The organism is Salmonella sp. 32120201201600049SM, from assembly GCF_017572835.1.
In the GTDB taxonomy this organism is placed as follows: Bacteria; Pseudomonadota; Gammaproteobacteria; order Enterobacterales; family Enterobacteriaceae; genus Salmonella; species Salmonella enterica.
Genome location: NZ_JAGESA010000011.1, coordinates 118,273 through 136,729, shown reverse-complemented (window position 1 = coordinate 136,729; position 18,457 = coordinate 118,273). Strand labels below are relative to the sequence as shown.

Genomic DNA, 18,457 nt, shown 5'->3' with positions numbered 1-18,457 from the left:
GGGTCTAATCTTATTTTGTATAAAATGTCGCATTATGCCGCCCGATGCTATTAACGACGAGGATTACGGTAACCATAGCCAGGGTGATGAATTGTTTCTTTTTGGTTAATCATGGCGCGCTTACGGGTCACGTCTCAGCATCGGCAACGAACGGGGGAGACATCGCGTTTGCATCGGAAACACAAACGTTAACTGACAGCGAGGCCCGCTTCTGACAAAATAGCGTCATCCCCTTTGACTTGAAGTAACAGATGGAATCTTCTCTCTGATGGCAGCAAAGATTATTGACGGTAAAACGATTGCGCAGCAGGTGCGATCTGAGGTTGCTCAAAAAGTTCAGGCACGCGTCGCAGCAGGACTTCGCGCTCCCGGCCTGGCTGTGGTGTTGGTCGGCAGCAATCCGGCCTCACAGATTTATGTCGCAAGCAAACGTAAAGCGTGCGACGAAGTGGGATTCGTCTCCCGCTCCTATGACCTGCCAGAAACCACCAGCGAAGCCGAACTGCTGGCGCTTATCGATACTCTGAATGCAGATAACACGATCGACGGTATTCTGGTGCAGTTGCCTTTACCGGCAGGTATCGACAACGTTAAAGTGCTGGAGCGTATCGCGCCAGATAAAGACGTAGACGGTTTCCATCCTTATAATGTCGGTCGTCTGTGTCAGCGTGCGCCACGCCTGCGTCCCTGTACGCCCCGCGGTATTGTGACGCTGCTTGAGCGTTACAATATTGATACCTACGGCCTGAATGCGGTGGTCATTGGCGCGTCCAATATCGTTGGACGCCCGATGAGCATGGAGCTGCTGCTGGCTGGCTGTACGACTACCGTTACGCACCGCTTTACCAAAGATCTGCGTCACCATGTCGAGCATGCTGATTTGCTCATTGTCGCCGTAGGTAAACCGGGCTTTATTCCCGGCGAATGGATTAAAGAAGGCGCAATTGTGATTGATGTCGGTATTAACCGTCTGGAAAATGGCAAGGTCGTTGGCGACGTCGTGTTTGACGAAGCCGCGGCGCGCGCGTCATATATCACGCCAGTACCGGGCGGCGTCGGCCCTATGACGGTCGCCACGCTTATCGAAAACACGCTGCAGGCGTGCATTGAATATCACGATCCACAAGGAAAATAACATGGCGACATTCTCTTTAGGCAAGCACCCGCACGTCGAGCTGTGCGATCTGCTCAAGCTGGAAGGCTGGAGCGAAAGCGGCGCGCAGGCGAAAATCGCCATTGCCGACGGGTTGGTGAAGGTTGATGGCGTGGTTGAAACGCGTAAACGCTGCAAAATTGTCGCCGGGCAAACCGTTAGCTTTGAAGGCCAAAGTGTGAACGTCGTGGCCTGATACAAGTGCCGGATAGCGACGCAAAGCGTCTTATCCGGCCTGATTACGCTGTCTTTTCAGATAATCATCCACTTAATCCTCTGCGTTCCAACTGCTAGCATGGCTATTTCCCTGTGAACCATCGCTATGCCTACCGTTATCACCCACGCCGCCGTTCCTCTGTGTCTTGGCGCAGGCTTAGGCCTGAAAGTTATCCCTCCTCGCCTGCTGTTTGCCGGTGTTGTGCTGGCGATGCTCCCCGATGCCGACGTGCTGGCCTTTAAATTTGGCGTCGCCTACGGCAACGTGTTCGGCCATCGTGGATTTACCCATTCTTTACTTTTCGCATTCGTCCTCCCCCTGTTGTGCGTACTCGCGGGACGACGATGGTTTCGAGCGGGGCAGGTGCGCTGCTGGCTGTTTTTAACCGTTTCATTGCTGTCGCACAGCCTGCTGGATTCGATAACCACGGGTGGGAAAGGCGTCGGCTGGCTGTGGCCGTGGTCGGATGAACGTTTCTTTGCGCCCTGGCAGGTGATTAAAGTCGCGCCGTTTGCGCTTTCAAGCTACATCACGCCGTATGGACACCAGGTCATTCTCTCAGAATTGCTGTGGGTGTGGTTGCCGGGAAGTATTTTAGTGTTATTTCTATGGGTACTTAAAACGCATATTAAAAGGAATCAATATGAATAAAATGACATTCGCCGCCGCGGTCGTCTGTTTCTCATTTTCCCACGCCAGCTATAGCGAAGAAATGTCTGCCACTGGATGGTATGCGGCATCGTCTGCGGTTGTCAGCGTGGGCAGTTCCGCACTGGTTAGCGGAATTATACTCTCCCCCGTACTGCTGCCGCTCAACCTGAGTATTGGATCTGTTGTCGAAAATAAAAAGCAAAAAACCGCGCTGTTAACCACTAAGTCCCCCGATAACAAAGACATTAAAATGCAAGTTCCGCTACATGTCGTCAAAGAAGGCAACCTCAAAGCAGGTGATAAAGTCACTCTGGAAAAAACGCAGGAAGGCACCGGCGCTTATTTGAAAAAAGAGGGCAAAGTCCTTGCCCATATGGTAAATCAGGACGACGCAGGACTTTCCAGCAACCAGACGGTACCGGCCAAATGAAGCGGTTCGCGTTTGCCCTGTGGCTCAGCGCAATCTCGCTCAACGCTTATGCAGACAGTGCTAACTGTCACCAAAAAGCAAACACGCCGGAGAGCATCGCAGCGACAATGGATCAGGCGCTACAGCTCAAACAACAGCTTAACAGTCAATCCGATCCGGTCGTCATTCTGGTTCGCCAGGGGCAAGATATGTCGAGCCGACATTTAACCTGGTCACATGCTGGCTATGCCATGCGCCAGCCAAACGGAGACTGGCGGGTTTACCATAATCTGAATACTTGCGGAACCGCTGAATCAGCGCTCTATATACAAGGTCTGTATGAGTTTCTGGCTGATGACCTGGTGAATCAGAGCATTGCCGTTTTGCGCCCGCGTTCAGATATCGCGACGGCATTACAAACGCTCTTACATAGCGCTATCAAACTCAATCTCTTCCACAGTCCCCGCTATAACCTGATTGCGTGGCCTTTTTCCGGCCCTTATCAGAATTCGAATGGCTGGCTTCTCGAAGTGTTTGCGCGAGCAAACGATGCGCAGATTTGGTCACGTAATGATGCCCGCCGCTGGTTGCAGCTTCAGGGTTATCAACCCTCTATCGTTAGTGCTGGCACTTTTGAACGATTAGGCGCAAAACTGTTCACCCCTAACGTTTTCACCGACGATCAGCCAGCAGAATTGCTGCGAAAAGGAAATGTGGGGCTAAACAGCGGCGACAGCGTCATCCGCTTTATTGCCCATTACAGCCGGGCAATGCCCGGGTGTGAACATCAGAATCTGGGGGAGTCGGTGTGTGTTTATCTTTCGCCCGGCGCGAAAAAATAAAAAAACAGGCCGTTCTATGCAAATAGAGCGGCCTGTAAAAGCGCTTACTTACGTCGCCAGGTGGTGCCCTGCGGGCCATCCTCCAGAATAATACCCATTTCAGTGAGACGATCGCGCGCCGCGTCCGCCGCCGCCCAGTCTTTCGCTTTACGGGCATCCAGACGCTGTTGAATCAAGGCTTCAATTTCCGCAACTTCACCGTCATCCGCCTGCGCGCCGCTTTGCAGGAAAACATCCGGCTCCTGCTCCAGCAGTCCCAGCACGCCGGAAATCTTCCGCAGATGAGACGCCATCGCATTCGCGGCGGTCATATCTTCGCCCTTCAGACGGTTGACTTCACGCGCCATATCAAACAGGACGGAGTAGGCTTCCGGCGTGTTGAAATCGTCATTCATCGCCTCCACGAAACGCGCTTCAAACGCCTCGCCGCCCGCCGGGGCCGCTGATTTATCCGTTCCACGCAATGCAGTGTATAGCCGCTCCAGCGAAGCGCGCGCCTGCTTGAGGTTCTCTTCGCTGTAGTTCAGTTGGCTACGGTAATGCCCGGACATCAGGAAGTAGCGCACAGTTTCCGCATCGTAGTATTTCAGCACGTCGCGCACGGTAAAGAAGTTGCCCAGCGATTTGGACATCTTCTCGCGATCCACCATCACCATACCGGAGTGCATCCAGTAGTTGACGTATTCGCCGTCATGCGCGCAGGTAGACTGGGCAATCTCGTTTTCATGGTGCGGGAACATCAGATCGGAACCGCCGCCGTGAATATCAAAATGGTTGCCCAACTGCTTGCAGTTCATCGCCGAACATTCAATGTGCCAGCCCGGACGCCCTTCGCCCCACGGCGACGGCCAGCTCGGCTCGCCCTCTTTCGACATTTTCCACAGCACGAAGTCCATCGGGTTACGCTTCACGTCAACGACATCCACGCGCGCGCCCGCCTGAAGCTGCTCAAGATCCTGACGGGAAAGCTGCCCATAAGTCGGATCGGTCGGTACATCAAACATCACATCGCCGTTATCCGCCACATAGGCGTGCCCTTTCTCGATTAAGGTGCGGGTGAGTTCGATAATTTCCTGAATATGGTGCGTCGCACGCGGCTCGCTGTCCGGACGCAGAATATTCAGCGCGTCGAAGTCCTGATGCATTTCCGCAATCATTCTGTCGACCAGCGCGACAAAACTTTCGCCATTTTCATTGGCGCGTTTAATAATTTTATCGTCGATATCGGTAATGTTACGCACATACTTCAGCTTATAACCGAGAAAACGCAAATAGCGTGCGACAACGTCAAAAGCGACAAACGTGCGTCCGTGGCCAATGTGGCAGAGATCGTAAACGGTGATACCACACACGTACATGCCGACTTCCCCGGCATGAATGGGTTTGAATTCCTCTTTTTGGCGCGTCAGTGTATTAAAAATTTTTAACATCGAAGATTCCGTATAGACGTGTGTGGGTAATAATCTCTGTATGATACATATTATTCGTAATCGAAGCAGCACACTTTGCAAGGTGATCGCAGCTTACGGTTATGCTATAACAAGCCCCTATATGTGCCCCATTGCGGGCTAAAGCACCACTCTCTTGGAACAGGATGCATAAATGGTTACTTTCCACACTAATCACGGCGATATCGTAATCAAAACCTTTGATGATAAAGCGCCTGAAACAGTTAAAAACTTCCTGGACTACTGCCGCGAAGGTTTTTACAACAACACCATTTTCCACCGTGTGATTAACGGTTTTATGATTCAGGGCGGCGGCTTTGAGCCGGGCATGAAACAGAAAGCCACCAAAGAGGCGATCAAAAACGAAGCCAACAATGGTCTGAAAAATACCCGTGGTACGCTGGCAATGGCGCGTACTCAGGCGCCACACTCGGCTACCGCGCAATTCTTCATCAACGTGGCAGACAACGACTTCCTGAACTTCTCCGGCGAAAGTTTGCAGGGCTGGGGCTACTGCGTCTTTGCGGAAGTCGTAGAAGGTATGGACGTGGTAGATAAAATCAAAGGCGTCGCCACTGGCCGTAGCGGTATGCACCAGGACGTACCAAAAGAAGACGTCATCATTGAAAACGTGACCGTCAGCGAGTAATCGTGGCGACACTGTTTATTGCAGACTTGCATCTGCAAACGGAAGAACCGGCGATCGTCGCCGGTTTTCTGCGTTTTTTAGCCGTAGAAGCCCGTCAGGCCGACGCGCTGTATATTCTTGGCGATCTCTTCGAGGCCTGGATTGGCGACGACGACCCCAACCCGCTACATCGTGAGATAGCCGCCGCCATCAAAGCGGTGGTGAATGTTGGCGTTCCCTGCTTCTTTATTCATGGTAATCGCGACTTCCTGATTGGCAAACGCTTTGCCCGCGAAAGCGGCATGATTCTACTGCCGCAGGAAAAAGTGCTCGACCTGTATGGCCGCAATGTGTTGATTATGCACGGCGATACGCTCTGTACCGATGATGCCGGATATCAGGCGTTTCGCGCCAAAGTCCATAATCCGTGGGTGCAACGACTGTTCCTTACCCTGCCGCTGTTTATCCGCCGCCGTATCGCCGCCAGAATGCGCGCCGGCAGTAAAGCCGCCAACAGCAGCAAATCGCTGGATATTATGGACGTCAATGCGCAGACCGTCGTCGCCGAAATGGAAAAACACCGCGTACAGTGGCTGATTCACGGTCATACCCACCGCCCGGCAGTGCATGAACTTTCCGTCAACGACCAGCCCGCATTCCGCGTGGTGTTAGGCGCATGGCATCATGAAGGTTCAATGGTAAAAGTCACGCCGGACAACGTGGAGTTAATCGCCTTCCCCCTGTAAATGTTCGTCGAATCGTCCGTTACGGCGTACACGCAACCGTTTTCCTTGCCTGATTATCATGCTATTCTCTGACACCTCAAAAGCAGCGTGTCCCGCACCACAGGAGTTTTAAGACGCATGTCTTCCCGCAATAATCCGGCGCGTGTCGCCATCGTGATGGGGTCCAAAAGCGACTGGGCTACCATGCAATTCGCCGCCGAAATTTTTGAAATTCTGGATGTCCCGCACCATGTAGAAGTGGTTTCCGCTCATCGCACCCCCGATAAACTGTTCAGCTTCGCCGAAACGGCGGAAGAGAACGGATATCAAGTGATTATTGCCGGCGCGGGCGGCGCGGCGCACCTGCCGGGAATGATTGCGGCAAAAACGCTGGTCCCGGTACTCGGCGTGCCGGTACAAAGCGCTGCGCTAAGCGGCGTGGATAGCCTCTACTCCATCGTGCAGATGCCGCGCGGCATTCCGGTGGGTACGCTGGCGATCGGTAAAGCCGGTGCCGCTAACGCCGCCCTGCTCGCCGCGCAGATTCTGGCGCAACACGACGCGGAACTGCATCAGCGCATTGCCGACTGGCGCAAAGCGCAAACCGATGAAGTTCTGGAAAATCCCGATCCGCGGGGGACGCTATGAAGCAAGTTTGCGTTCTCGGCAACGGACAACTGGGCCGAATGCTGCGCCAGGCGGGCGAACCGCTGGGTATCGCCGTCTGGCCGGTTGGTCTGGATGCAGAGCCTACCGCCGTGCCGGTACAGCAGAGCGTCATTACCGCAGAGATTGAGCGCTGGCCGGAAACCGCGCTTACCCGCGAGCTGGCGCGCCACCCGGCCTTCGTCAATCGCGATGTATTTCCGATCATCGCCGACCGTCTGACACAAAAACAGCTTTTCGATAAACTGGGACTCGCGACCGCGCCGTGGCAGCTGCTGACCAGCACCGACGAGTGGTCCGGCATCTTTGACCGCCTGGGCGAACTGGCGATTATTAAGCGTCGCGTTGGCGGCTACGACGGTCGCGGGCAGTGGCGTCTACGCGCGGACGAAACCGGGCAACTGCCGGATGACTGCTATGGCGAATGTATTGTTGAGCGCGGTATCCATTTTTCCGGCGAAGTGTCGTTAGTCGGCGCTCGCGCTCATGACGGCAGTACCGTGTTTTACCCGCTAACGCACAATTTGCATCAGGACGGCATCTTGCGGACCAGCGTCGCGTTCCCACAGGCGAACGCCGAACAGCAGGAGCAGGCGGAATCGATGCTGTCAGCAATTATGCAGGCGTTGAACTACGTCGGCGTAATGGCGATGGAATGTTTTATCACGCCGGAAGGCCTGTTAATCAATGAACTGGCGCCGCGCGTGCATAACAGCGGACACTGGACGCAAAATGGCGCCAGCATCAGTCAGTTTGAATTGCATTTGCGCGCGATTACCGGCCTGCCGTTGCCCGCGCCGGTGATTAACGCCCCGTCGGTGATGATCAACCTGATCGGCAGCGAGCTGAATTACGACTGGCTGAAGCTGCCGCTGGTACATCTGCACTGGTATGATAAAGCGGTACGTCCGGGGCGAAAAGTCGGCCATCTGAATCTGACCGACAGCGATACGTCACGTCTTAGCGCCACCCTGGAAGCACTCTCTCCGCTCCTGCCGGGCGAATACGCCAGTGGCATTATCTGGGCGCAAAGTAAGCTTAAATAAACAGCGTGGGCGGCGCATTCTCTGTCGCCGCCCGTCGCGATCACAGACAGATGCAGGTTCCCGCTCTGCCCGCCAGGGTATCGTCAATACGCGACAATGCGCCAATCCATGCCGGCTTTCCGCACCGCTTCACATACCCGCTTACCGCGGTCACCTTCGGCCCCATCGCGCCATCGGCTTTAGCAAACGGCGCCAGCTCATCGGGTGAAGCCTGACGAATAGCGCGCTGCTGCGGCGTTCCCCAATGTTCATACACCGCATCCGCATCCGTCAAAATGATCAGACCATCGGCCGCTATCTGCTCCGCCAACAATGCCGCCGCCAGGTCTTTATCTATCACCGCCTCGACCCCTTCGCCCTCGCCGGCAACAGGTACCCCGCCACCGCCGCTGCAAATCACCACATGGCCCTCTTTTAGCAATAACTCAATAGCGGCGCTTTCGATAATCTGACGCGGCGCCGGGGAAGCGACGACACGGCGCAGATATTTTCCATCACGTTTCATATGCCAGCCATAAGTCGCTTCCAGCGACATTTGCTCTTCTGGCGAATAAACGGGACCAATAAACTTTTCCGGTTCAAGAAAAGCAGGATCGTCCGCCGATACCTTTATCCGCGTTAATACTGTAGTCACCGGCGGCATATCGGGTTCAAGCGCCAGACGCTGCGCCAGCATATAGCCGATCATGCCCTGACTCTCCGCTACCAGCACATCCAGCGGATAAGGCTCAACGGCTTTCCAGGCAAGGTTCTGTAAAGCCAACAGGCCGACCTGAGGGCCGTTGCCATGTACTATCGCCAGCCGATACGAGCGGGCAAGTCGCGCCAGCGCGGGCACCGCGTCAGCAATATTGCGATATTGATTCTCTGCCGTTAGCGCTTCTCCGCGCTGCAATAATGCGTTGCCGCCAAGAGCAACTACCAACGTTTTCATTCCCTATCCTTTTACTATTTGTTGTCCAAGCCAGAACCCCAGCAGCGTATCCGCGCCCGAGGTGTGCCCCAGCGCCAGCAGTCCGTCAATCGCCGTTTCTGTGCGAGCATCTCGTCGCAGCGCATGAATAAAGTGGAGTAAAGGCGACGCGAAATAACCCATAGCCGCATAGCGTAAATAGCTGACGCTCACGAGCGTCGTCGCCCGATCAAGGCTGCCGGATTGGGCAAAAAAATTACGCCCGACGCGTTCATCTATGGCGCCAAAATACCAGGCCGCCAGCAACATTCCCGTCAGCGTGTCGTCATGACTGGGCGTTAAGCCCGGCCCTTTACCCAGCCATAGCCGCCAGTCAGTCGCAGCACCTGCAAGCGCCGACTGAAAGCAGTGACAAAACTGGCGAAGTTCCGGACATAGAGGCTGAGCTGCGGCGACGGTTAACGGCCCAAACAGTCCCGTCTCCTCACTACGCTGCATGTACGTCGCGTTAAGACGCGGCGACGCAAGATAGCGTGGAACCCGCAGCGAACAGCGCCTCTCCGGCTCGCATAAAAGAAACTCGCCAATCTGAATACCGGCAGCGGTTGACTGCGGTTTTTCGCCATCGGTGAGCACATCGCGCAATGCGTCAAAATCGCCGCCGCGCAGTATCCACCCTCCCGGACTGAAGCCGCTCCCCCGACGGTGAAGCGTTAATAACTCACCGCTTTTCGCCACAAAATTAATAGAGCGACGCCATACCCCTGACATCTGCCAGGGTTGCCGATAATCCGCCGATTGTCGGCTTGCCATAAGAGGATGGATACGTTTCATGAGACGCTCTCTTAACTTACGCCCATGCTTTCCGCCAGCGCTTCCAGCGCCTGCTCGAAACAGGCCAGCGGCGCACGGACGGTTCCCGCGCCAATCTGGCCAATCCCCGCCTCTTTATGCGCGATACCCGTGTTAATCAGCGGCGTAATTCCGGTCTCGACCACGCGGCGGATATCCAGTCCCAGACAGGCCCCCTGAAAATCCCAGCCGGGGATTTGTAGCTGCATGTTGCGTTCGAGATAAATTTCAGCCATCTCTTCAGAAACAGATTTCGCCGCTTCCATTCCCCCGGCACCGACAAAACGCGTTACGCCAGGCGCGGCAATCATCGCAGCGCCGCCAATACCAAACGTTTCAGTAATGGCGCTGTCGCCCATGTCCGGGTTGGCCTGATCCTGCGAAAAACCGGTAAAAAATAGCCCCTGCGGCGTATTAACAGGCGCGGTGAACCAACGGTCGCCCAGACCGCTAACCCGAATGCCAAACATATCGCCATTACGGGTCATCGCCGTCACAATACTGCCGGCGCGAATCTGCGCGCCCGCGTCCATGGCGGCTTTACAGTAGGCCATCGCCAGATTAAGGAAGAATTGATCGGTGACGCTCAGAAAATCCATCACTTCCGCTATCTGCTGCTTATCATGTTCCAGACGGGCGATATGCGGCGCCAACGTGCGCATCAGCAATGCGGAAGAAGCGATATTGCGCTGGTGGAATTCATCTCCCATCGTAATGCCCTGCGCCATCATTGCGGTCAGGTCGAGCCCCCGCTCCAGACGTCCCAGCGCCGCGCTTAATACCGGCATCAGCACATCACGCATCCAGCGCAAACGTTGCTGAACATCCTCGCCATAGGCGCCGAAACGCATCACTTTGCCGATCCCTTCGTTGAGATTGCAGTACGCGCGATTGCCGTCGGTGATATTTTCCACGACCAGCATCGGCATACTGGCTGACGTAATACCGCCCATCGGCCCCACGGCGTTAACGTGATGGCAGGGAATAAAGTTGACCTTTCCCTGCTCTAACAGCGCGAGCGCGCTCATTTCATCTTTGGCCCATCCTTCAAACAGGCATGCGCCGATACAGGCGCCTTTCATCGGGCCGGTCATCTCTTGCCAACGCATCGGCGGCCCGGCATGAAGAAGCGTTTTCCCCTGATTGAGCACGCTAATTAATGAAGAAGCTGGCTTCACATCCAGCCAGTGCGGACGTGCGCGACGAATTTGTTCGATGACTGCAGCGTTGGCTTGCGCCACTGATGTAAACATGGGAACCCCTTATTGCAAACGTTCTAACAGACGAGCCAGTTTTTTATTACCGCCAGCGACAGGCGCCCACTGGTAGTGCACCACGGGCATACCGGCAGCCTGTAAATCCAGCGCGAAGCTACGTAACCCGGCATTAATCACCGCTACCGCTTCCAGTAACCGGGGAGCTGTTGGATGAGTGGAAGAGAGAGTGGGTCGAATCAGTTCCGCGGCCAACAGAGTGGCTTCGGGAAGAGAATCCACTACCGTGATGCCGGCATCTTCGAGCGCGGCGATTTGTTGCGAGCGGCACTGAGGATCGCGTTCCGTTCCGGTGACGGTTGCGATGGCGAACAGCGGCTGGTCGCCGGCGCGTGCGGCGCATGCCTTCTGCCAGGCCTGAATCAGCGATGCGGCGGGATCGGCGGTCGCGCCAAAACCAATAACGACGTCCACTAATAACACGCGTACCTGCGGCTGTGCGCCAAGCCCGGCGATAAGCTGATTACGTAACGCCGGGTCAATCATCGGATGTGGTCGCCCAACGGTATAAAAGTCATCGCCCAGATCGATAATCTGGTGGCCGTCAGCGTCAAGCATCATGCCATGGTGATGTTCCGTATCCGCCGCGACGCCCAGATAGCCGGCCAGCAGCCCCGCCGCTTCCGCCGCCAGCGTTCCGCCGGTATAGAGGCCACGAATCACGCCGCCTGTTGAAACCATGTCTTTACGCTGCGACGTCACGCGAGACAATAAACATGCCAGTCGGGCGGCTTCATCCAGCGTCGAGGCAAACCAGACGTTTTCCTCACGCGCAACGGGGGAGGAAAACCCTAAGAACAGCGCTACAACGGGTTTCCCGGTGGCTTTCATCGCCGCGATAATATGCTGACGAACCGCATCGGCAGGCGGTTTGGAGACAAAGGCCAGCACCTGGCTCTTTTCATCCGCGCTGAGTATGTCCAGTGCCGTTAGCGCGCTGATCCCGCCGACCTCGGCGCTCAAATCGCGTCCGCCAAGCCCGATGGCATGGGTAATCCCTTCCCCCGCCAGCGCAATCTGTGAACAGAGCTCCTGAATACCGGTGCCGGAAGCGCCAATCACCCCGATGTTGCCCTCTGGCATGATGTTAGCGAAAGCCAGCGGCGTATTGGCGATCATAGCAGTGCCGCAATCCGGCCCCATGACCAGCAGTCCTTTATCACGCGCCCGGCGTTTTAGTCTGATTTCATCGTCCAGCGTGACATTATCGGAGAAGATCATCACGTTCAACGAACGATCCAGCGCCTGCTCTGCCAGTTCCGCCGCATATTCGCCGGCCACCGATACCAGCGCCAGATTCGCCTCTGGCAGTTTCTGACAGGCGCTTTCCCAGCGTCTGACCTGGATTAACGACTGGCTGCCGCTGCTTCCCTGCGCCAACTGCTGCAATGCTTCTTCGAGCTGTTGCACAATCACCTGCGTAATGCCGTCATCTACCGCTTCGGTACGAATCGCCACGCAAATGTCATTGGGCGTAGCGCCATGAAAATCGTCATGCCAGAAACCGGTAGTTTCCAGCAGCGACTTATTCGCAGGCGTTCCCATCATTACCGATACATCATCAACATTTTCGGACTCACTCAGCTTTCGAGAAATAATCATTAAGCTGACAGAGTCCTGAAAACACCCTTTTTTAATAAAGGCGTGGATCATAACAACTCCTTAATAATTGCACCCATTGCAATTGCACGAGCAGTGTTAATGTGCGCTTCACGGTATATATCCGGGAGGGTAAATAGAGTGATTAACGTCACATCAAATTTATTAACAAAAGAATTCAAACAACGGCTAAAGGATTAGTTATGATTTTCTAAAAAAGCTTTTTATTTAAGCAAAAAGATAAAACCCGCCTGATTATCAAATAAATTCTAATTATATTTTTTTGCCTGTCTGGATCACATAATCATTTTATTTTCCCGGTATGTTAATCGCAGTCATGCTTCACACCGTCGTTAAAAAGGAAGACAGATGAAAATCAGTCGGGAAACACTCCATCAGCTTATCGAAAATAAGCTTTATAAAGCCGGACTAAAACGTGAGCACGCCGCCATCGTCGCCGACGTACTGGTTTATGCAGATGCCAGAGGTATTCACTCACATGGCGCCGTACGCGTTGAATATTATGCCGAACGAATTTCAAAAGGCGGCACCAACCGGGAGCCGATGTTCCGCATTGAGAATACCGGTCCCTGTACGGCGATACTGCATGCCGATAATGCTGCCGGACAGGTCGCAGCCAAAATGGGAATGGAGCATGCTATTGAAATAGCCAAAAAAAATGGCGTCGCGGTTGTCGGCATTAGCAGAATGGGCCATAGCGGCGCCATCTCTTATTTCGTCCGCCAGGCTGCTCGCGAAGGCCTGATTGGTCTGTCTATCTGTCAGTCCGATCCTATGGTCGTGCCGTTTGGCGGGGCGGATATTTACTATGGCACTAATCCGCTGGCCTTTGCCGCGCCGGGCGAAGGCGATGACATCATTACCTTTGATATGGCCACCACCGTGCAGGCCTGGGGAAAAGTCCTCGATGCACGGTCCCGCAATGAGTCCATTCCGGAGAGTTGGGCCGTTGATAAAAACGGCGCGCCGACACAGGATCCTTTTGCCGTCAATGCGTTATTACCCGCCGCAGGCCCGAAAGGTTACGGCCTGATGATGATGATCGATATTCTGTCCGGTATTCTGCTGGGGCTGCCGTTTGGCCGCCAGGTCAGTTCGATGTATGAAGATTTACACGCCGGACGCAATTTAGGACAACTTCATCTGGTCATTAATCCGGCGTTCTTTTCTTCCTGTGAATTATTCCGCAAACATATTAGTCAGACCATGCAGGAACTCAATGCCGTGAAGCCCGCCCCCGGTTTTAAACAGGTTTATTATCCTGGACAGGATCAGGATATTAAACAGAAAAATGCCGATATGAATGGTATCGATATTGTTGATGATATTTATCAATATCTGATTTCCGATGCCCTCTATCTCAAGTCATACGAAACAAAAAATCCCTTTGCCCAATAATTATTGAAACAGGAATTTTCTATGATAAAGCATTTTCGCCACGCGATAGAAGAAACATTGCCCTGGCTCTCTTCCATTGGAGCCGATCCTACGGGCGGAATGACGCGTTTACTTTATTCGCCTGAGTGGCTGGAAACACAGCAGCAGTTTAAAAAGCGAATGGCAGAAAGCGGTCTGGAAACACGCTTTGATGACGTCGGAAATTTATATGGCCGCCTTTGCGGCACACAATTTCCGGAGCAGGTGATTTTAAGCGGTTCGCATATTGATACGGTCGTCAACGGCGGCAATCTGGACGGGCAATTCGGCGCGCTTGCCGCCTGGCTGGCGCTCGACTGGCTAAAAGCGACCTACGGCGCGCCGCTGCGCACCGTCGAGGTAGTATCAATGGCTGAGGAAGAAGGCAGCCGTTTCCCTTACGTTTTTTGGGGCAGCAAGAACATTTTTGGCCTGGCGAATCCTGAAGAGGTACGCCATATCCAGGACGCCAAAGGCACAGGCTTTGTCGACGCTATGCAGGCGTGCGGATTTACCCTTCCCGCCGCGCCGCTCGCTGCGCGAACCGATATCCGCGCCTTTGTTGAATTGCATATTGAGCAAGGCTGCGTTCTGGAGAGCAACGGACAGTCGATTGGCGTCGTCAACGCCATCGTCGGGCAACGTCGCTACACGGTGACGCTCAACGGCGAGTCCAACCATGCAGGCACAACGCCAATGGGCTATCGTCGCGATACGGTGCATGCCTTCAGTCGTATTTGCAGTCAGTCCATTGAAAAAGCCAAACAGCATGGCGATCCCCTGGTATTAACGTTCGGCAAAGTTGAGCCGCAGCCGAATACGGTCAATGTTGTCTCTGGAAAAACCACATTTACAATCGATTGCCGGCATACGGACGCCGCGGTACTTCGCGAATTTACCGAACAGTTGGAAAACGATATGCGCGCCATCTGCGATGAAATGGATATCAGCATCGATATCGATTTGTGGATGGACGAAGCGCCGGTGCCGATGAACGCCGAACTGGTCGCGGCCCTCACCAGGCTGTGTGAAACCGAACAACTGAACTATCGCATAATGCATAGCGGCGCAGGTCATGACGCGCAAATTTTCGCGCCGCGCGTCCCTACCTGTATGATTTTCGTCCCCAGCATTAATGGTATCAGCCATAACCCGGCGGAACGTACCAACATTAATGACCTTGCTGAAGGGGTCAAAACTCTGGCATTAATGCTGCATCAACTTGCCTGGCAAAAATAAGGAGCCATCAATGGGATATCTGAATAACGTCACGGGTTACCGCGATGATTTACTGGCGAACCGCGCCATTGTGAAACACGGTAACTATGCGCTCTTAACGCCGGACGGTCTGGTGAAAAATATTATTCCCGGCTTTGAAAACTGTGACGTCACCATCCTTTCGACGCCGAAGCTGGGTGCTTCTTTCGTCGATTATCTGGTCACCTTACATCAGAATGGCGGCAACCAGCAGGGCTTTGGCGGCGAGGGGATTGAAACTTTTCTCTATGTCATTGCGGGAAATATTGAAGCTAAAGCAGAAGGAAAAACATTCTCTTTAACCCAGGGCGGATACCTCTATTGTCCACCGGGCGAGATGATGACCTTTAGCAACGCTCAAACGGAAGACAGCCAGCTATTTTTATATAAACGCCGCTATACTCCTGTCGAGGGGCATGCCCCGTGGTTGGTTTCCGGCAATGCCAGCCAGCTGGAGCGTATTCATTATGAAGGCATGGAAGATGTTATTCTGCTGGATTTCCTGCCTAAAGAGCTGGGCTTCGATATGAATATGCATATTCTGTCGTTCGAACCGGGCGCCAGCCACGGCTATATTGAAACCCACGTCCAGGAACATGGCGCTTATATCCTTTCCGGCCAGGGAGTTTATAACCTCGACAACAACTGGGTGCCGGTGAAAAAAGGCGACTACATCTTCATGGGCGCTTATTCCCTGCAGGCCGGATACGGTGTAGGTCGTGGCGAAGCATTCAGCTACATCTACTCCAAAGACTGTAACCGCGACGTTATGATTTAACGGCGGACAGCCCTCCTGATTATTTTTAATTTAGCTATGTTGGATTTTGCCACGGTGAGAACCGTGGCTTTTTTTATGCTTAACGAGTCCCGATGTCCTGGCCAAGTTTGATGACGCGGGCAATATTACAGGCGCTGTGGTAGAGATTTTGTTCACCGTTCGCCAGAACTTCCGGCAAAGGCGCCAGCCGCGGCAAAATACTGAATACCGCATCAATACCGTGGCGATGGACCACTTCCACGCCGTCGCCCAGTACGCCGGCAATGCCGATAACCGGGACGTGATGCCGTTTCGCCACTGACGCAACGCCTATCGGCGCTTTTCCTCCCGCCGTTTGCGAGTCGATTCGCCCTTCTCCGGTAATCACCAGCGAGGCCTCTTTTACCGCCTCCTCCAGCTTCACCGCCTGCATAACAATCTCAATACCGGGCTTCATTTCCGCTTCCAGGAAGACGATAGCAGCAATCCCCATTCCTCCGGCCGCTCCACCGCCCGGTATTTGAGACATGTCGCGTCCGGTCAGGGCATGTAAAACACGGGCATAATTACGTAATCCATTTTCCAGCGTCTCAACCATTTCAGGCGTCGCCCCTTTCTGCGGACCGAATACCGCCGCCGCGCCGCGTGGCCCCACTAACGGGTTATCAACATCACAGGCGACCTCAATACGACACGCTGAAATTCGCGGATCGCACCCCTGCAGGTCAATGCTCGCCAGGCGCGATAAATTGCCCCCTCCGGCGCCAAGCGGCGTTCCCTGCGCGTCCAGAAAACGCACACCGAGCGCCTGCGCTACTCCCATTCCGCCATCCACCGTGGCGCTGCCGCCGATACCCAGAATAATATGGCGAATCCCCGCGTCCAGGGCGTGACGAATCAATTCGCCGGTGCCGAAACTGGATGCCAGCAGCGGATTACGCGCCTCGGGCGCCACCAGCATCAATCCGCTCGCCGCCGCCATTTCAATAATCGCCGTTTTGCCGTCGCCGGTCAGGCCATAAAATCCGTTTACTTTTTCCCCCATCGGCCCGCTAACGTCCACAGAAACCCGTTTCCCGCCGGTCGCAGCCACCATCGCATCCACGGTTCCTTCTCCACCATCGGCGATCGGTAAACAGACATAGCGCGCATCAGGAAATACGGTTGAAAATCCCGCTTTAATAGCCTGACAGCATTTATCAGCGCTTAAGCTCTCTTTAAATGAATCTGGCGCAATTACAATCTTCATCATGTCTCCTTTTTTTCTCACGTTATTTAATGCGTTCCCACGGAATAAGATTTTCCATAAGCACTGCCAGTAAGATTCCCACCAGTAATCCGTTGCTAAGCAGAGGACGAATCATCAGTGGAAGATCCTGTAAATAGACCGGAGGAAGCCCCATCAAAAAAATGCCGACAAAAAGCGGTAATGCCAGGCGATAAATATTCCGCGCGGTAAACGTAATTTGCTGGCTAAAAACCAAACCGGAATAAAGTAAAGGTAAATAAGAGACCAGCATAACGGCGCTGCTGATCGCCAGTGGAATAGCGCAAAATAAGCGGGTTAACGGCGTTATAATGGCAACCAGCAGACACAGCGCGCTACCGCAGATAAAAGATTTGCGAGAACTGTCGCCGGTTTGCGTTAATAAACCAATGGAAGACACAAAAGGCGAAAAAGGCACGACCGCGAAAGGCACAGTCACTAACGTCATCAGTCCGGAAATCATAAAGCTTCGGCGATAACGAGAACTGCCCGACCCTTGATGCGGATAAAAGATATCGGTACCGCGGATGGCGCCGTAAGTGTTGCTGATGTTGACTAACCCCGTCATCACCGCCGTCACAATAATACCCGGCATCAGCGTGCCGTGGCTGCCCAGCGGAAACCATCGCCAGCTTAATTCACCCGGCGGTAAGTGTGATGAAGGAAAGCATAACCGCCATAGCCCCCACCCGACCACGGTCCCTACCAGTAACGCGTAACGGGAGATACGCTGTTGCAGGAAAATAATCATCGCGAGGATAAAACACATCACCGCGACCGCCAACCCAAAGGGGGCCAATTTGATTCTGGCGCTGGTATCGGCAATGCCAAAAGGCAGCCCCAGCATGCCTTTAAAAAATATTGAGGTCAGCTGCGCGCCCAAAAGCAGCATGAAAAAAACCATCACCGCCGGCGTAAACAGGCGAGCCAGACGGTGTCCTAAGCCGCTAATGCCGATAAATATCGTCACCATCGCGGAGATCGCGATCCCGACCGACAGGCTGGAGGCGATATCGTTCAGCGGCGTGCCGCGAGACGCCTCGCCAAGCGTAATCGTAAGAATAGCGCCCCACCACAGTCCTGTCGGCCCTTCCATAATGGCACGGCGATGGCCGCAAAATGCCTGAACCAGGCAGGCCAACGCGGTGGTCAAAAAAGCGTATTGTGTGAGCATTAACAAGTTATCAGCGGGAAGATGAAAAGCGGACAGCAAGGTAGGGGGAACCACAACCGTGTTACAGAAAATAAAGAAAAACCACTGAAAGCCGGACAATACACTTTCGCGGTTAATAACAGGGAACATATCCACACCTTAA

Annotated in this window: 19 protein-coding genes; 12 read left to right on the top strand and 7 right to left on the bottom strand. The window is 54.1% G+C overall.

Features of this window, described 5'->3' with window-relative positions; genetic code table 11:
* Positions 1-268 precede the first annotated feature (268 nt).
* The 5 genes from folD to J4650_RS18905 all read left to right on the top strand — a co-directional run bounded on the left by folD (position 269) and on the right by J4650_RS18905 (position 3,272).
* Entirely contained in the window at positions 269-1,135 is an 867-nt protein-coding gene (gene folD / locus J4650_RS18925) for a bifunctional methylenetetrahydrofolate dehydrogenase/methenyltetrahydrofolate cyclohydrolase FolD (RefSeq protein WP_000729165.1), read from the top strand.
* A gap of 1 nt (position 1,136) precedes the next feature.
* On the top strand, positions 1,137-1,349 hold the full coding sequence (gene ybcJ / locus J4650_RS18920) for a ribosome-associated protein YbcJ (protein ID WP_000190281.1): 213 nt from the start codon (positions 1,137-1,139) through the stop codon (positions 1,347-1,349).
* Positions 1,350-1,475: 126 nt separating this feature from the next.
* The gene (locus J4650_RS18915; protein WP_001143571.1) at positions 1,476-2,021 is read left to right on the top strand and encodes a metal-dependent hydrolase; all 546 of its coding nucleotides are present in this window, start codon (positions 1,476-1,478) and stop codon (positions 2,019-2,021) included.
* Positions 2,014-2,451: an STM0539 family protein gene (locus J4650_RS18910; RefSeq protein WP_001038580.1), complete on the top strand. Its 438-nt coding sequence runs from the start codon at positions 2,014-2,016 to the stop codon at positions 2,449-2,451. Before J4650_RS18915 ends, J4650_RS18910 begins: the two co-directional genes overlap by 8 nt.
* Complete coding sequence (locus tag J4650_RS18905) at positions 2,448-3,272, top strand: DUF2145 domain-containing protein (protein WP_000819118.1); 825 nt, start codon at positions 2,448-2,450, stop codon at positions 3,270-3,272. Before J4650_RS18910 ends, J4650_RS18905 begins: the two co-directional genes overlap by 4 nt.
* A gap of 44 nt (positions 3,273-3,316) precedes the next feature.
* On the opposite strand, the gene cysS is transcribed toward J4650_RS18905, so the two are convergent.
* Positions 3,317-4,702 carry a cysteine--tRNA ligase gene (cysS, locus tag J4650_RS18900; protein ID WP_000912377.1) on the bottom strand — a complete coding sequence of 462 codons (1,386 nt, stop codon included), beginning with the start codon at positions 4,700-4,702 and terminating at the stop codon, positions 3,317-3,319.
* A 172-nt stretch (positions 4,703-4,874) separates the two neighbouring features.
* On the opposite strand from cysS, the gene ppiB reads away from it, so the two are divergent.
* The 4 genes from ppiB (at position 4,875) to purK (ending at position 7,785) form a co-directional block, all read left to right on the top strand.
* A complete protein-coding gene (ppiB, locus tag J4650_RS18895; RefSeq protein WP_000255991.1) occupies positions 4,875-5,369 on the top strand; it encodes a peptidylprolyl isomerase B in 495 nt (164 codons plus the stop codon).
* 2 nt (positions 5,370-5,371) lie between these two features.
* On the top strand, positions 5,372-6,094 hold the full coding sequence (gene lpxH, locus J4650_RS18890; protein WP_023993881.1) for a UDP-2,3-diacylglucosamine diphosphatase: 723 nt from the start codon (positions 5,372-5,374) through the stop codon (positions 6,092-6,094).
* Between the two features lie 117 nt (positions 6,095-6,211).
* Complete coding sequence (gene purE / locus J4650_RS18885; RefSeq protein ID WP_000098736.1) at positions 6,212-6,721, top strand: 5-(carboxyamino)imidazole ribonucleotide mutase; 510 nt, start codon at positions 6,212-6,214, stop codon at positions 6,719-6,721.
* A complete protein-coding gene (gene purK / locus J4650_RS18880) occupies positions 6,718-7,785 on the top strand; it encodes a 5-(carboxyamino)imidazole ribonucleotide synthase (RefSeq protein ID WP_000815603.1) in 1,068 nt (355 codons plus the stop codon). Before purE ends, purK begins: the two co-directional genes overlap by 4 nt.
* Positions 7,786-7,825: 40 nt before the next feature.
* Here purK and J4650_RS18875 read toward each other — a convergent pair whose 3' ends face one another.
* Genes J4650_RS18875 through J4650_RS18860 form a run of 4 tightly spaced genes read right to left on the bottom strand, consistent with a single transcriptional unit; the run spans position 7,826 to position 12,477 of the window.
* Positions 7,826-8,719 (bottom strand): carbamate kinase, encoded by an 894-nt coding sequence (locus tag J4650_RS18875; protein ID WP_021000026.1) that lies wholly within the window; start codon positions 8,717-8,719, stop codon positions 7,826-7,828.
* Between the two features lie 3 nt (positions 8,720-8,722).
* On the bottom strand, positions 8,723-9,532 hold the full coding sequence (locus tag J4650_RS18870) for a DUF2877 domain-containing protein (RefSeq protein ID WP_000821193.1): 810 nt from the start codon (positions 9,530-9,532) through the stop codon (positions 8,723-8,725).
* Between the two features lie 11 nt (positions 9,533-9,543).
* A complete protein-coding gene (locus J4650_RS18865; protein ID WP_000495330.1) occupies positions 9,544-10,803 on the bottom strand; it encodes a DUF1116 domain-containing protein in 1,260 nt (419 codons plus the stop codon).
* Positions 10,804-10,812: 9 nt separating this feature from the next.
* Positions 10,813-12,477, bottom strand: coding sequence for an acyl-CoA synthetase FdrA (locus J4650_RS18860; RefSeq protein ID WP_023993882.1), 1,665 nt, complete (start codon positions 12,475-12,477; stop codon positions 10,813-10,815).
* A 315-nt stretch (positions 12,478-12,792) separates the two neighbouring features.
* Between J4650_RS18860 and allD the strand changes: the two genes are divergently transcribed.
* The 3 genes from allD to allE are packed head-to-tail and all read left to right on the top strand — an operon-like array spanning position 12,793 to position 15,895.
* Positions 12,793-13,842, top strand: coding sequence for an ureidoglycolate dehydrogenase (gene allD / locus J4650_RS18855; RefSeq protein ID WP_023993883.1), 1,050 nt, complete (start codon positions 12,793-12,795; stop codon positions 13,840-13,842).
* A gap of 21 nt (positions 13,843-13,863) precedes the next feature.
* Positions 13,864-15,099 carry an allantoate deiminase gene (allC, locus tag J4650_RS18850; RefSeq protein ID WP_023993884.1) on the top strand — a complete coding sequence of 412 codons (1,236 nt, stop codon included), beginning with the start codon at positions 13,864-13,866 and terminating at the stop codon, positions 15,097-15,099.
* 10 nt (positions 15,100-15,109) lie between these two features.
* Positions 15,110-15,895, top strand: a complete 786-nt coding sequence (gene allE, locus J4650_RS18845; protein ID WP_000540981.1) for a (S)-ureidoglycine aminohydrolase — start codon at positions 15,110-15,112, stop codon at positions 15,893-15,895.
* A 79-nt stretch (positions 15,896-15,974) separates the two neighbouring features.
* Here the strand turns inward: allE and glxK are convergent, their stop codons facing one another.
* Both glxK and J4650_RS18835 read right to left on the bottom strand, forming a co-directional pair.
* A complete protein-coding gene (glxK, locus tag J4650_RS18840) occupies positions 15,975-17,123 on the bottom strand; it encodes a glycerate 3-kinase (RefSeq protein WP_023993885.1) in 1,149 nt (382 codons plus the stop codon).
* Between the two features lie 22 nt (positions 17,124-17,145).
* Complete coding sequence (locus J4650_RS18835; protein ID WP_000484506.1) at positions 17,146-18,444, bottom strand: uracil/xanthine transporter; 1,299 nt, start codon at positions 18,442-18,444, stop codon at positions 17,146-17,148.
* Positions 18,445-18,457 lie beyond the last annotated feature (13 nt).

Bases quoted from the DNA above. Each gene is read 5' to 3' on its own strand.
- J4650_RS18905 (WP_000819118.1), top strand. From the start codon at position 2,448: ATGAAGCGGTTCGCGTTTGCCCTGTGGCTCAGCGCAATCTCGCTCAAC.
- ppiB (WP_000255991.1), top strand. From the start codon at position 4,875: ATGGTTACTTTCCACACTAATCACGGCGATATCGTAATCAAAACCTTT.
- allE (WP_000540981.1), top strand. From the start codon at position 15,110: ATGGGATATCTGAATAACGTCACGGGTTACCGCGATGATTTACTGGCG.
- J4650_RS18915 (WP_001143571.1), top strand. From the start codon at position 1,476: ATGCCTACCGTTATCACCCACGCCGCCGTTCCTCTGTGTCTTGGCGCA.
- purE (WP_000098736.1), top strand. From the start codon at position 6,212: ATGTCTTCCCGCAATAATCCGGCGCGTGTCGCCATCGTGATGGGGTCC.
- folD (WP_000729165.1), top strand. From the start codon at position 269: ATGGCAGCAAAGATTATTGACGGTAAAACGATTGCGCAGCAGGTGCGA.
- J4650_RS18835 (WP_000484506.1), bottom strand. From the start codon at position 18,444: ATGTTCCCTGTTATTAACCGCGAAAGTGTATTGTCCGGCTTTCAGTGG.
- allC (WP_023993884.1), top strand. From the start codon at position 13,864: ATGATAAAGCATTTTCGCCACGCGATAGAAGAAACATTGCCCTGGCTC.
- J4650_RS18860 (WP_023993882.1), bottom strand. From the start codon at position 12,477: ATGATCCACGCCTTTATTAAAAAAGGGTGTTTTCAGGACTCTGTCAGC.
- J4650_RS18865 (WP_000495330.1), bottom strand. From the start codon at position 10,803: ATGTTTACATCAGTGGCGCAAGCCAACGCTGCAGTCATCGAACAAATT.
- purK (WP_000815603.1), top strand. From the start codon at position 6,718: ATGAAGCAAGTTTGCGTTCTCGGCAACGGACAACTGGGCCGAATGCTG.
- ybcJ (WP_000190281.1), top strand. From the start codon at position 1,137: ATGGCGACATTCTCTTTAGGCAAGCACCCGCACGTCGAGCTGTGCGAT.
- J4650_RS18910 (WP_001038580.1), top strand. From the start codon at position 2,014: ATGAATAAAATGACATTCGCCGCCGCGGTCGTCTGTTTCTCATTTTCC.
- glxK (WP_023993885.1), bottom strand. From the start codon at position 17,123: ATGAAGATTGTAATTGCGCCAGATTCATTTAAAGAGAGCTTAAGCGCT.
- allD (WP_023993883.1), top strand. From the start codon at position 12,793: ATGAAAATCAGTCGGGAAACACTCCATCAGCTTATCGAAAATAAGCTT.
- J4650_RS18875 (WP_021000026.1), bottom strand. From the start codon at position 8,719: ATGAAAACGTTGGTAGTTGCTCTTGGCGGCAACGCATTATTGCAGCGC.
- cysS (WP_000912377.1), bottom strand. From the start codon at position 4,702: ATGTTAAAAATTTTTAATACACTGACGCGCCAAAAAGAGGAATTCAAA.
- J4650_RS18870 (WP_000821193.1), bottom strand. From the start codon at position 9,532: ATGAAACGTATCCATCCTCTTATGGCAAGCCGACAATCGGCGGATTAT.